The organism is Pseudomonadota bacterium (genome assembly GCA_018817425.1).
Lineage (GTDB): Bacteria > Desulfobacterota > Desulfobacteria > Desulfobacterales > RPRI01 > RPRI01.
Map to the genome: position 1 here is coordinate 23,644 of JAHITX010000129.1, position 13,575 is coordinate 37,218.

General features: G+C 38.3%; 14 protein-coding genes and 1 pseudogene. 7 read left to right on the forward strand and 8 right to left on the reverse strand.

Annotated features, from left to right (window positions below; translation table 11 throughout):
* Positions 1-241 precede the first annotated feature (241 nt).
* On the forward strand, positions 242-547 hold the full coding sequence (locus KKC46_21535) for an SWIB/MDM2 domain-containing protein (protein MBU1056384.1): 306 nt from the start codon (positions 242-244) through the stop codon (positions 545-547).
* A 255-nt stretch (positions 548-802) separates the two neighbouring features.
* Positions 803-1,927, forward strand: coding sequence for a hemolysin family protein (locus KKC46_21540; protein MBU1056385.1), 1,125 nt, complete (start codon positions 803-805; stop codon positions 1,925-1,927).
* A gap of 351 nt (positions 1,928-2,278) precedes the next feature.
* On the opposite strand, the pseudogene KKC46_21545 reads toward KKC46_21540, so the two are convergent.
* Positions 2,279-2,425, reverse strand: a pseudogene (locus KKC46_21545) (transposase).
* A gap of 190 nt (positions 2,426-2,615) precedes the next feature.
* On the opposite strand from KKC46_21545, the gene KKC46_21550 reads away from it, so the two are divergent.
* From KKC46_21550 to KKC46_21560, 3 genes are all read left to right on the forward strand, one after another.
* The gene (locus tag KKC46_21550) at positions 2,616-2,828 is read left to right on the forward strand and encodes a hypothetical protein (protein ID MBU1056386.1); all 213 of its coding nucleotides are present in this window, start codon (positions 2,616-2,618) and stop codon (positions 2,826-2,828) included.
* Between the two features lie 193 nt (positions 2,829-3,021).
* On the forward strand, positions 3,022-4,041 hold the full coding sequence (locus tag KKC46_21555; protein MBU1056387.1) for a molybdopterin-binding protein: 1,020 nt from the start codon (positions 3,022-3,024) through the stop codon (positions 4,039-4,041).
* Between the two features lie 16 nt (positions 4,042-4,057).
* Positions 4,058-4,870, forward strand: coding sequence for an EF2563 family selenium-dependent molybdenum hydroxylase system protein (locus tag KKC46_21560; GenBank protein ID MBU1056388.1), 813 nt, complete (start codon positions 4,058-4,060; stop codon positions 4,868-4,870).
* A 161-nt stretch (positions 4,871-5,031) separates the two neighbouring features.
* Here KKC46_21560 and KKC46_21565 read toward each other — a convergent pair whose 3' ends face one another.
* The 3 genes from KKC46_21565 to KKC46_21575 all read right to left on the reverse strand — a co-directional run bounded on the left by KKC46_21565 (position 5,032) and on the right by KKC46_21575 (position 6,546).
* Positions 5,032-5,376 (reverse strand): hypothetical protein, encoded by a 345-nt coding sequence (locus KKC46_21565; protein ID MBU1056389.1) that lies wholly within the window; start codon positions 5,374-5,376, stop codon positions 5,032-5,034.
* Between the two features lie 421 nt (positions 5,377-5,797).
* Positions 5,798-6,034, reverse strand: coding sequence for a hypothetical protein (locus KKC46_21570; protein MBU1056390.1), 237 nt, complete (start codon positions 6,032-6,034; stop codon positions 5,798-5,800).
* 20 nt (positions 6,035-6,054) lie between these two features.
* Entirely contained in the window at positions 6,055-6,546 is a 492-nt protein-coding gene (locus KKC46_21575; protein ID MBU1056391.1) for a hypothetical protein, read from the reverse strand.
* Positions 6,547-7,203: 657 nt separating this feature from the next.
* On the opposite strand from KKC46_21575, the gene KKC46_21580 reads away from it, so the two are divergent.
* The gene (locus tag KKC46_21580) at positions 7,204-7,956 is read left to right on the forward strand and encodes a PAS domain S-box protein (GenBank protein MBU1056392.1); all 753 of its coding nucleotides are present in this window, start codon (positions 7,204-7,206) and stop codon (positions 7,954-7,956) included.
* Positions 7,957-8,249: 293 nt separating this feature from the next.
* On the forward strand, positions 8,250-8,903 hold the full coding sequence (gene pal, locus KKC46_21585) for a peptidoglycan-associated lipoprotein Pal (GenBank protein MBU1056393.1): 654 nt from the start codon (positions 8,250-8,252) through the stop codon (positions 8,901-8,903).
* 533 nt (positions 8,904-9,436) lie between these two features.
* Here the strand turns inward: pal and KKC46_21590 are convergent.
* From KKC46_21590 to KKC46_21605, 4 genes are all read right to left on the reverse strand, one after another.
* Positions 9,437-9,688 carry a hypothetical protein gene (locus KKC46_21590; GenBank protein MBU1056394.1) on the reverse strand — a complete coding sequence of 84 codons (252 nt, stop codon included), beginning with the start codon at positions 9,686-9,688 and terminating at the stop codon, positions 9,437-9,439.
* 414 nt (positions 9,689-10,102) lie between these two features.
* Entirely contained in the window at positions 10,103-11,485 is a 1,383-nt protein-coding gene (locus KKC46_21595) for a sigma-54 dependent transcriptional regulator (protein ID MBU1056395.1), read from the reverse strand.
* On the reverse strand, positions 11,482-11,970 hold the full coding sequence (locus KKC46_21600) for a hypothetical protein (GenBank protein MBU1056396.1): 489 nt from the start codon (positions 11,968-11,970) through the stop codon (positions 11,482-11,484). Before KKC46_21600 ends, KKC46_21595 begins: the two co-directional genes overlap by 4 nt.
* Positions 11,913-13,358 carry a HAMP domain-containing histidine kinase gene (locus KKC46_21605; protein MBU1056397.1) on the reverse strand — a complete coding sequence of 482 codons (1,446 nt, stop codon included), beginning with the start codon at positions 13,356-13,358 and terminating at the stop codon, positions 11,913-11,915. Before KKC46_21605 ends, KKC46_21600 begins: the two co-directional genes overlap by 58 nt.
* Between the last annotated feature and the right edge of the window lie 217 nt (positions 13,359-13,575).

Below are 13,575 nucleotides of genomic sequence, written 5' to 3' on the forward strand. Positions count from 1 at the left end.
TATTGGGAATAATCTCATTTTTTACTATTCCTTTTACAAAGAATAAAAGGGGGGTTCATGATTTAGCGGCTGGATCAGTTGTTATATATGCAAACATAAGTGAAACTTCTTAACCCTTTTCTTCAGCGAATTTGCGTCCATCGCCGGTGAGAAGTTATGTGCCAAATACAAGTAAAACATGCAGTAATTAATCATAAATATACAACTAAAGGAGCTAAAAATGGCAGAAGCAAAAGGATTGATGAAACCGGTAAAGTTAAAAAGTGAGCTGGCAGCGTTTCTTGGAGCAACAGAGCTTCCCAGGACAGAGATTACCAAAAAACTATGGGACTACATAAAAGCGAATAAGCTTCAGACAAAGACCGAAAACGGAAAGCCGGAAAACGCCGGCAAGTTCATAGTTGCTGATGCTAAGCTGCTTTCGATCTTTAAAAACACAAACTCCAAAAGCAAATCAGGCAAGTTAACTGACCTTACAAATATGAAAGAAGGCCAGACGATCAACATGATGCAGATGGCCTCTGTTGTCAGCGCAAACATAGAATAAGCTTAAAATGTAGCATAACAAATGAACGCATCTTAAATCTTAACTGTATCATACAATTAAGATTTAAGATGCAAACCTAAAGCTACATAGAAAAATAATATTGCTCAATAGAAGACGTGTTCCAATCTTTCCCTGTTGACTTTCAAGGTAACCTCTAAAATGATTAAATTAACGCATAATTGGTTTCGTTGGTCAGTTGTCTTCGCGTTTCTTTTGGTTACGGCCGGCTCAGTGCTTGCAATTGGCTTATCAAATATGGAGACATCCGGATCACTTGAATATACCCGCTCAGATGTTGTACTACTGATAGTATATATGCTGATGGCTTTGTTTTTCTCTTTTCTGTGCTCTGTGGCAGAAGCGGTTCTTTTGAGCATCACACCTTCTTTTATTGCCGGATTGCGAGAGAGTAAGCCGAAACTTGCAACTCTGCTTAATCGGTTGAAGCAGGAGAAGGTGGACCAATCGCTTGCGGCCATACTAACCTTAAACACCATCGCCCATACGGTTGGGGCAATTGGCTCCGGAGCCAAGGCTACGATCATATTCGGAAGTACCTGGTTCGGCCTGTTTTCTGCCATTATGACATTGATGATCCTGTTCCTTTCCGAAATTATTCCAAAAACTATAGGCGCAGTCTTCTGGCGAAAACTCGTACTTCCAACTGCGATCTTTGTGCGCAGTCTGATTTCGGCTCTTTTCCCATTGATTTGGCTTTCTGAAAAGCTGACCAAACTGATAGCGCCCGAAAAGAACCCGCATATGTTCAGCCGGGATGAATTTGTCGCCATGGCGGGCATCGGAGAAAAATCCGGACACATCAAAGAGAGCGAATCGCGGATCATCCGCAATCTATTCCGATTTGAATCAATCAAAGCAAAAGATATTATGACGCCACGTACCGTGATTGTTGCGTTTCGGCAGGATATGACGGTTGCGGAAGCGTTGGAAGTTAAATCGCATACCCCTTTCTCGCGCTTGTTGCTGTACCGAAGTAATATTGATGATGTTACCGGTTTTATCCTGAAATCCGACATGCTGCTATCCATGGCGCAAGATCAAAGTGAAACAAAACTCGATGCCTTAAAGCGGGATATTATGACCGTTTCTGGTGAGATGTCATTATCCGGTCTGCTGGAATTCCTGCTCGATCATCGTCAGCACATAGCGCTGGTCGTTAATGAATTCGGGGGAACTAAGGGGTTAGTCACGTTCGAGGATGTGGTAGAAACACTGTTAGGGATGGAAATCATAGATGAGATGGACAAGGTAGAAGACATGCAGGCCATGGCCAGGTTGCAATGGACAAAACGCGCCAAGGCGCTCGGCCTCGAAGTTGATACTTTGAACAAGAAAGAGACCGGGCCAAATACTCCATGAAAGTATAAATGCGTACCCTTCATATTTTAAATTTTATCTTAATCCAAGTTCGACAAAAACAGATAAAAATATATAAAAGGTAAAAAATATATCCTGTTGCCGTATCCAGGAAGAAAACTTACAGCAATGATTTTTGGGATGGCAGTATTAAAAAGGATTTGAAACTTTCGGATGGAGAAACCAAGCTGAAAGTAAAATTGGTTGAAAAAGACAAAGAAGCCTTTCTTTGATAGCAAACAATAATGTAGTGAGGAAAATTTTAGCTAAAACATCCTATAATGTTGCTTTTATTCGTTATTCATAAAATTTTGTCTAACTTTTGTTAATAATTCTTCTTGGCTCCTCGCTGTTTCATGTGGGTAACTCAAAATTCAGTTTGCCAGCGATGAGATAAATAATCGAAATGAGATTTCGTGTTGTTCTATAGCCTCGGGCTCTGGCTTTGGCGGCTTGAACCAAGCTGTTTATACCTTCCAGGATACCATTGGATATTCCGCTCAAATCGGCCATTATTAGATTTTAGACGTAAACCAGCGCAAAATGCCAAAAGAGGAAGTTCCAACAATAGTCCAGTATTTTAAACAGGTAAAAGATCCAAGAAGAGTAAACAGAAGACACAAGCTATTACATTTGCAGCATAGCAAATGATGCAAAATAATTTGGCAATGCCGTCCGTAGTCATTGGGGTATTGAAAATAGCCTTCATTGGGTATTAGATGTTTCTTTCCGGGAAGATGAGAGCAGAATTAGAATTGGCAATGCACCGGAAAATTTTGCTGTGCTCAGACATATTGCCTTGAATATGATTAAAAAAGAAGCAACACCGAAAAAGAGCATAAAATCAAAACGACTTAGGGCTGGTTGGGATAATGATTATCTTATGAAAGTCCTGGCAGGTTGATTTCTAAATGCGGTTACCCTGAAATCATAATAGAATTATCTTGACAAAGATTTATGCCTTAAGTAACGAATCTTATTTGTATAATATCTAAAAATTAATCTTCATATTCAAAGCAATCTGGCTTTTTAAGCATACAAAACATTCTGTTGAAGAATAATTATTAAATTGAGGGTTTTAATTTATGAGAAAGATTATGAAAAAGGTTAGGGTTGAAGATGCGGTTGGGATGGTTTTGCCGCATGATATGACACGCATTATTCCCGGGAAATTTAAAGGAGTTGCTTTTAAAAAAGGCCATGTGTTGCGGGAAGAAGATATTCCGGAATTACTCAAACTGGGAAAGCAAACGCTTTATGTCCTTAATCTTTCGGATAATTATGTTCATGAAGATGATGGTGCCTTGCGTATTGCTTCTTCAATCTGCGGTGATGGAATCCGGTATACCAATCCCAGCGAGGGGAAATCAGCTATAATCTGTGAAACAGACGGACTTCTTAAAATTAATGTTACCGGGCTTCTTAAGATTAATAAATTGGATAACATTATAATTTCAACCATTAGAACCAATTTCCCGTGTAAAAAAGATCAGATAGTGGGCGGAACACGGATAATACCTCTGATAGTATCCCGGAAGCAGATTGAACGGGTGGAGGCTATTGCAAAAAAACATGAACCCGTTATAAGTTTAATGCCATACAGAAAGCTTAAAGTTGGAGCAGTAGTTACAGGAAGCGAACTTTACGAAGGATTGATAAAAGATGAGTTTGATAAATTTGTTGGCAGTAAAGTCAGAGCTTTTGGTTCGGAAGTAGTAAAAAAGATACTGGTTCCGGACGATCTGAAAATGATTGCAGACGCTATTAACGAACTTGTTGCTTTCGGATGTGAACTTATTCTTACAACAGGAGGCCTGTCCGTTGATCCTGATGATGTAACCAAGCAGGGTATAAAAAAAGCCGGAGGCAAAATTATTGTTTACGGTTCACCTATTCTTCCCGGTGCCATGTTCCTGCATGCGACTGTTAAAGATGTTCCTATCCTTGGTCTTCCAGCTTGCGTTTATTATAATGCGACAACAATTTTCGATCTGGTTTTTCCCAGGGTGTTGGCGGCAGACAAAATAACAAAGGCAGAAATTGCGCAGATGGGCCACGGAGGTTTTTGCATGAATTGTAAAAAATGTCAGTATCCGGTTTGCCCGTTTGGTAAATAATACAAGGGAAATTTATATGTCTCAGGCTATATTAAATCAACTGACAATAGGCATCAAAGGTGCAGGAGATATGGCCAGTGCTGTTGCATGGCGGCTTTACATGGCCAATTTTAAAAAGATTTTCATGATGGAAATTCCCTACCCTCTTGCAGTAAGAAGAGGCGTGTGTTTTTGCGAAGCTGTTCATGAAGGACAAAAAACTATAGAAGGTGTCCAGGCTTTAAAAGCAAGTAGTTTTGAAGAGATTCGAAAAATTTGGGATAAGGGAAAAATTGCCGTTGTAGTTGATCCTGAATGGAAGACTTTACAGAAACTACAACCGGATGTTTTAGTGGATGCTATTCTTGCTAAGAAGAACATAGGAACAAAAAAATCCGAAGCTACTCTCGTATTAGGACTTGGTCCGGGTTTTTGTGCCGGAGATGATGTTCACATGGCTATAGAAACAAAAAGGGGCCATTACTTGGGACGCATTATTACTTCCGGCAAACCCATACCTGATACCGGAATACCAGGAAATATCGGCGGATATACCGCAGAAAGATTATTAAGAGCACCTGCAGAGGGTGTATTTGAAGCAAGACACGACATCGGAGATATAGTAAAAAGCGGAGAAGTAATTGCAAATGTTGGCGGTGCTGGGCTTGTGGCCGGTATCGACGGTGTAATTCGCGGGCTTATCCGTCCGGGCACGAAAGTAACCAAAAACATGAAAGTAGGAGATATAGACCCAAGATCAGACATTGGTTACTGCGATACGATCTCAGATAAAGCTATGGCTATCGCCGGTTCCGTGATAGAAGCTGTTATGAGGACTTATAATAAATAAGATGACATATAGTGTTTAGCATAGATTAGGAAGTAAAAAGCCGCCTGCTTTTATTGGACAGGCGGCCAATGTTGGCTTAAGAGGGAGCCTTCGCTATTTGCCGAAGTTGTTTTGGATACCCTCGGCCTGTCCCTTTTAATAAACTTTCCACTAGTACATAATTACCTGTTACGGGGTCTTTTTTCACGATAACCATTGTTATGGTCATATCTATTTTGCCTCTCTTCTTGCTTGTTATATCCGTGCCCTTTACCACGGTATTTATGATCTCTGTAGTTTTGAAAGCGCGTTCTATTAGTATATGCTTTTCGATAATATGAGCGATTATTATAAAATGCCCACGGTGGAGGTGGTGGAGAGGGTAGTGCGTGGTAGACTTTTAAGAAAGGAACAGGTATGCCCAAAGAAATTCCCACCGATACATCGCGAGCCGAACTGGTTTTCGGGAATATCCCAATTGCTATTCCAAACATTACTGTTATTATAATTGCTTTGGCTATTCTCATAAATTCACCTCCTTGTTTCCATATGGTTTAAAGTTTATTCGTGTCTTTAGTATAAGGTATGAGCAACTGTCATGCCATTAGGGTAGTTTTTATAAAAACTTATGGAAAATCAAGAGGATATAAATTTCAAGCTTCGGAAACAACATGGAGGATATGTGTACAAAGTAGCCAATCGGAAATAGCTACGTATGAATAAAATATACAATTCCAAGGGGGGAAACAATCTGTTTATTTAATATGGAAGTTTAGAAGGATTAAAGATACAAGATTCATTCAGATCCAAACAAATTATCATTGTTTAAAATGATTTTTTGTTGAGAACTTTTTTCTGTATCAAACCAAGTGAACCAATAATAACCTTTAGCGGATTTTCCTGCCTTTTTAGAAGTATTTGCCAAAAGGGCATATTTACTACTCTCAATTAATTCCCGGTTGTTTTCTTTATATCTTTAGCGGCCTTTTTCCAGAGCGTTTTGGCTTTCTTGTCAATGGCCTTAACACCTTTTGTGGCCTTCTTGTCCACTGAATTCGTAATCTTCTTCAAACCCCGGTGAATATCTTTAAAGCCTTCCTTTGCGGTTTGCGCCTCATTGGCACAAAGCATTGAAGGCAAAACAAGTAACCATAATAAGGTTAGCAAAATACAAAACAAACGCATTTTATCCTCCTAGTATCTTTTTATACTATATCTTCCAGGACTCTTTTGTGAATCTCATCGCGAACATAATCTGCCAGTTCCACTGAACTCATGCCTCTATGTTGAGTTTCCTCTTTTATCCATTTCAACATCAAATGCATTTGTGAAATCGGCATACCTCCGGTGGTAAGTGCCAGCGTGGTGCCACAAGCACAGTTTGCAAGTGCCACAGCACCGATCGGCTGAGTTGTTTCCCAATTTTCTAATTCTGCATCATAAAAGATTGTTGCTCCGATGCGTTTGGTATTCAGTATGTATTCCTTAAGCGTTGCAAAACGACGGCCGCATAGAGTGCAGACTTTTGGAAAAAGACCCTCAAAGTGTTCCTGCATTATTTGTATAATTACATTGTCGTTCATGGTGCAAATATTGTATCCTATTTGGTTGAGGATTCGTCCTGAACAACTTTCTTTTAAAAGAGCATAGTTGCTGTATTTTAAGGAGAGTCGCGATATATTTGGTATTCGTTCCATTTGTAGCTTTCAATACCGATTGCTTGTTTATCTTCAACATCACATTTATACTTTGAATCGCAACCTCTCATGTGAGGTTTTCCCCTTATTGTATCATCCACTATGAGCCGACGAACAGAAATAGGCTCATTGTTGTATAATTAAGTTTTTTCTGCTGGGAGAGTATTTCTAATCTAATCTAATCTAATCTAATCTAATCTAATCTGATCAATGGAATTGCTTGCGTAAGTTTAGTTTAAAAATAATCTATAAACAGAGCTAAGTCAATGTTAAAAAACGTAATTCATTAGGCTCTAACCTACTGTTGCTGTTTAATGCAGTAAAGTTCTCATTTCCTAATCGGTTGCGGGTATTTTAGCCGGATACGGATAAGCTATCGAAAAATTGCCGCCTTTAATCAGCATAGCAATCTTATAAGAATCTATCTTGTCCTTTTTTGTTTTGCCACCGTGGATACTTTTCATGTATAATGCTTATATGAGAATCAAAAAGATTTTGTATTTGTTACAGAACACAGAGATCTATTACCAGCAGAAAACTCGATTAATAGAGAGAATGATATTTTTCAGATACGGTGAGACTATTTCTAAAAGCATTTCGGTGTCTGGATTAATATGATGTGTTGTCAAAACACTTCACATAATCGGAGGGGCTGCAATGATCAGCAAGCTAAACAAAGAAGAATTGGAGCACAGGATTCAGGAGTTGGAGAGACAACTTGCCTGCCTAAAGCAAATGGAGATAGATATAATAATTGAGAGAAACTTCTCTAATAGTGTACTTGATTGTCTTCCCGGGATTTTTTATCTCTATGATGAGGATGGAAACATCATTCGCTGGAACAAGAACCATGAAGATTTAACCGGGTTTTCCGCTGAAGAGATTAAACAAAGAAAAAATTTAGACTGGTTTGATGGCTCGGATAAGGATCTAATTGCAGATAGAGCAAAAGAGTGCTTTGTTAAAGGCAAATCTTATGCACAAGCTGATCTTATAATCAAAAATGGCTCAAAAGTACCATTTTATTTTACCGCTTTTCGCATGACAATCAATGATAAAAATTTTCTGATAGGGATGGGGATAGATATAACTACCCTCAAGCAGACTGAGGAAGAACTGAAAAAAGCACATGCTGAATTGGAGAATAGAGTTGAGGAACGTACACTTGAGTTAATGCAAGCAAATGCACGGTTATCTAAGGAGATAGAAGATCGTAATAAAGCCGAAGAAAAACTGAAAATCCTGCGAGGCCTCCTGCCGATTTGTGCTAACTGTAAAAAAATACGTGACGATAAGGGCTCCTGGAACCAAATTGAAACATACATTAAGAATCACTCTGAGGCCGAATTCACTCACGGCATTTGCCAAGATTGTGCCAAATTGCTATATCCTGATTTTGCAGAATACTAAAATAAAGTGCACTAAATTCCCTTCAGTGTAATAATATATTATTTCAATTATTTATTTTATTATCTCTCCTTTTTGATTCTTTTGCCTGTACTAAAAACAATACAAAACACTCCTGCCCGAATTTGATTTTATTCAGCTATTTATCCTATATATCAATAATTTAATACAAACACCCGAATCTGGCATACCATTTGCCTGTTACCAAAGAATATCCGGCAACAGACACGACAGGAAAATATGCTCCGGTCTTTTTGTAAAAAAGTTATGGGGTAATCAATCAAAGGAGGAAAGAGATGAGTAAAAAATTTGTAAATTTATTTATGGTCTTTTTTATAATGATGCTGTTTTCAATATTTATGCATGCATGCACAAAAAATATTGTAACGGAAGATAAATTAATTGAACCAAATATTGAAGAACTTAGCAGCACAGATGATACATCCGTTTCGGCAGAAGATGAAGATATTCGCCTTAATGCTGAGCAGGAACAAGTAAAAAGAGAAGCACGATTAAAAGAAGATGCCTTAAAGGCACAAAAAGAAAAAGAAGAAGCTGATAAAATAGAAGCAATGCACAGAAAGGAATTCGAGAAAGAAGATGTTTATTTCAATTATGATAGTGCGGTTCTTGATGAATCCGCACAAAATATTCTTAAAAATAAAGCTGTTTATCTTGAAAAAAATTCCGGGATTAGTGTAAATATAGAGGGGTATTGTGATGAACGTGGAACTAATGAGTATAATCTTGTATTAGGCGAAAAGCGTGCCCAAAGCGTAAAAAATTTCCTTATTAAATCAGGAATTCTTTTCTCACGTTTAAAAATAATCAGCTACGGCGAAGAAGCTCCGCTTGATTCCGGCCATAACGAAGCGTCCTGGGCAAAGAACAGAAGGGCCCATTTTAAAATAAACTATCAAACAAAAAATATTTATTCTCAAGTAAGATAAACACTTAATATGTCTAATTTGCAATACGGTCATAATCTGTTCTCGACTGGTCTGTGGTCTGTCTATAACTGTTATCCGGTGCCAAAAACCTATCGTATATATAATGCAGGCCGCATACCTCTAAACTTTTCCAACGATCGTATTGCATTTCGCATCGTGTTATAATCTGAACTGTTGTAAAATGGCGGATGGTTTTTTACAAAGTTTTACTGGTGCCTGCATAACGCAGACAGCAGTACATATAGAACTTCTTTTGCACAAGGAAGTAATTATAGTAAACTTCGCAAGCTATGTGTGCCAAAAAAGGCCAATCTCATTAGGAATACATTAAGTATTTCGAGGATAGCGCTAAAGGTAAGCGCTATGCTTCACTACGTGTCACTTCGTGCGAAATTTGAGTCTAACACAGAGATCGGCCAAAATGGGGCGTTTTGAAACTGGCTCATAAAAAATAATCAGGGTGAAGTTAAAAACCTTCACCCTGTAAACTTTACAAACACTTTATTTTAATTGCCGAGATAATTCTGGTGCAGTTAACTGCTTTCCTTTTTTTGCACCTCACCATCTTTTACTTCAACTATGTCGCCGACCTTTATATCCTTTATTGTTTCAATATTTTTAACATCGACTTTTACTTCTTTGCCGGTCTCATCCATAATAGTCAATGTATTTGCCTTAATATCAATTATGGACCCATTTATCTGTTGTGCCGAAAAGCCTATCCCGGCAGTCCCAAGGGTTAAAATCGAAACCACTAATAATACCATCAATTTTTTCGCCAGCATAAAATTTACCTCCTTTTTAAAATCATTGCTTAACATTAATGTATTCTACTCTCACCTTGCGAACTCATCGTGTTGTGCGCTTTTTATCCACCCCCCTTCATTGAGAAATACTGCTGTATCAGATTCGAATACAGCAGTTTCGGAGAAGAAATTATAGTAATGATAAACAATCTGTTCCGTTTGATGATAACAAGAATCGAAACATTGTTTTGGCAATCACTATAACTATGTTTGTGATAGTAGCAAACGACGTGCCAGGTTGAGCTACGAATACTAAAGGCTTGATATTTAAGGAGAAGTGTATGTGATAAACAGTCTAACCATTTTAAATGGAATTTCTTATGTATGAATTAACATGCATAAAAATGATACTGAATGTATGGAATTTTTTAAAAAAAGCAAATATATCTTAAGCTACTTTTTTTTAGTGGGGGTTTTAAATTGCTCAGGTTTGAGATAATGCTTCTTGATAAGATTGTAAAAATCGGCTCTGTATCTTCCCGACAGTTCTGCCGCCTTGCTCACATTGCCCTTAGTAAACTCAAGGAGGCGAACAAGATATCCCCTCTCAAATTCGTTTTTCGCCTCTTTGAGAGGTTTTAACGGTTCTACGGGCAAAGTCTTTGCGGGAAGAATAATCTGTTCACTTATGACACTATGCTGGCTTACTGCCACTGCGTACTCGATTGTGTTCTCCAGTTCCCGCACATTTCCGGGCCAGTCATGAAGCATAAGTTTTTGCATAGCCAAAGCGGATATGTCTTTTATATCCTTTTTCATCCTCCCGCTAACTTCCTTAAGGAAATGTTCAGTTAGAAGGGGTATGTCCTCTTTTCTTTTACGCAAGGGAGGAAGTTCGATAGGAACTACATGTATTCTATAGAAGAGATCTTCACGAAAGGAGCCGTTTTTAATCTCAGTCTCCAAGTCCTTGTTAGTAGCTACAATGACCCTGGCATCCACCTTTACCGGCCTTTCGCTGCCCAATGGATAAAACTTCTTTTCCTGAAGAACCCTGAGAAGTTTTGCTTGAATAGATAGAGCCATGTCTCCGATTTCATCGAGGAAAATGGTTCCTTGATGAGATTGGACAAATAATCCGGCATAGCTTTTTTTTGCATCAGTAAATGCCCCTTTTTCATAACCGAAAAGTTCGCTCTCCAAAAGGGTTTCAGGAATGGCTGCACAATTGATAGTAACAAATAGTTTATCTCTTCTATCGCTGGCAAGATGGATTGCTTTTGCAACCAACTCCTTGCCCGTACCGCTTTCTCCTGAGATGTGAATTGTGGAATCGGTTTTGGCAATACGTGATACCAGATCAAGAATTTTCAACATTTTGTCAGACCTTGTAATAATATTCTTGAAATCATATCTTTCTTTTAAAAGTCCCTCAAGCCATCTTACCTCTGAAACAAGCCTTTGGTTTTCTATCGCTTTTTCTATCTGCAATAAAAGCTCTCCCGGATGAAAGGGTTTATTAAGAAAGTTGAAAGCACCCTTTTTCGTGGCCTCCACAGCACTTTCGATACTTCCGTGAGCAGTAAGAATTATAATTGGCATATAGGGATTGATCGAATGCATTTCTTCCATCAAAGATATTCCATCACTGTGAACGAGCTTGAGGTCAACAATGGAAATGGCAAATGACATTTCTTTAACTTTGGCTAACGCGTCATCTTCGTTTTGAGCCGTAACTACTTCATAGCCTGCCAGCTCAAGCCTTATTCTGATAAGTTTTAAAAAGTTTGCATCATCATCCACTGCCAATATCTTTACAGAAGATTTGCCGGTCATTTCAAGAGTTCCTTCTTCTTTTCGTCAATCTCTATATCAATTTGTTTTGATTTGTTTATAACCTGATTCAATTCTTTAATTACCACGTTTAATCTCATATTTTCGCGGAGTATCTCAATCCATATTTTCGCCTCTCCGGCCAAGGGGCTTTGAGGATAAACCTTCACCAGTTTTTTGAAATAATCAAGGGCTTTATGATAATCCTTTTTGGGATATCCATAATGGGCATAGATAAGCCCTGTATTAAAAAGGCCCTCATCTCCGGGAGGATTACTTTTACACAATGATATGGCTTTCATATTTTCTTTCAAAGCTCCTTCATAATCTCCCTGATCAAGAAGCTTTTGTCCGGTAATTATGTACTCACCGGCATCTTTTCCTGCTTCTACTCTTTTGTTGACAGCACAGCCGACAAAAAAGATTAAGATCATGCAGGCAATAAAAAGATAAAAGTACTTCCTTGTCCTGTTTCGCTCTCTGCCCAAACCTTACCTCCATGAGCGTTTATAGTATGTTTAACAATAGCAAGCCCAAGCCCTGTTCCCTTAATTTCATTAAAACCCGTCATGGTGACCTGCTGAAACTTATCAAAAATCACATTTAAATCTTCTTTGGGTATGCCGGGTCCGGTATCCGCCACTGAAACACTTACCCCGCTTTCCGTTAGTTGAGTGGATATCGCTACATGGCCGCCTCCCGGTGTAAATTTAACAGCATTTCCGATCAAATTCCTAAGTACCTGAAGAATTCTTTCTTCATCTACTTTTAGATAAGGCAGGCCCTGCCGTATGTCCACTTTTATATTTACACTTTTGGTCATCGCCAAAGGAGCAATCCCTGAAACGACTTTATTAATAAGAGCATGTATATCGGATTTTTCAAGATTAAGTGTTATCATCCCCTCTTCCATTTTTTTCAAATCCAGCAAAGAATTGACCAGGTCGGTCAACCGGTTGCTCTCTTCTGCTATGATCGTAAGGACCTCTTTCCCTGTTTCTTTATTATCATCTCCTATACCTTCCATCAAAAGATTGGTCCCTTCCTTTATAGAGGCAAGAGGCGTACGCAGTTCGTGAGCCATCAACGAAAAGAAATCAGATTTCATTTTATCCATTTGCTTCAGCTTATTGCACATAAGATTAAAATCCTGCGCAAGCTCCCCTATCTCGGGCGGAGAAGATAAATCCAAACTCACATCAAAATCTCCTTTTGCAACTTGCCTCGTTTTTTTCCTCATAAAGTTAAGAGGTCTGGTGATGCTCCTGGTAATAAATATAGCAATTATGACTCCTGAAAAGATAAAACAGGCCCCGGCTACCATTGAAATTCTATTTGCCTTTTCCCCTGATTCTCTAAGATGTTTAATTTTTTCATAGGTATCCTGCTCTGAAAAAAGTTTTAGATTTTTCAGCTCCCCCAGGATCTTATCTACTACCTTTTCTTTTTTCTCTCTGAAGTCATCCTGAAGATAAGCTTGGGGAGTTTTAATAAATTCTACTTCCTCATTAAATATAGAGTGGTAGTGTTTATAGTAATCTTTTACCCTGGTTAATGTTTTTCTCTTACGTGGGGTATCTGCTATTGATATTGCCTCGTTAATGCGAATATTTATGTCTTTCTCTGCTATCATATACTGTTTATGGAGTTCTTTATCTCCTGTGATGATATATTTTTTTTCATAGCGTGTTTGTGCGAGAATGGATTCTGCAAGACCTTGTTCAATCTCCCTCATGCGATTGTCGATCAGCAAAATATCGCTTATTACTTTACGAAACAAAGAAAGTTGTGAAAAAGCATATGCACTCACTGCTACCACGGGAATGAATATGGCAAGATAACCAATAACTATACGGACAAGGATAGTTGATCTCATGTAAACAGGGAGGACCTTTTTTGATTTATTCTTCTTGATTGCTCTCTGTTAGCGAGAGAGATTTTGTCATAATATTTGCCAATCTTTTGATTGTCAACAAATTATATAAATACAAATTGTATAAATATGGCATTTTACTATAATTTATGCTTTGGTAATAAATCCAGCTTTTTCATCCTGTTTGTAAGGGTCATCCTGATAAAGATGATTCGGTTTT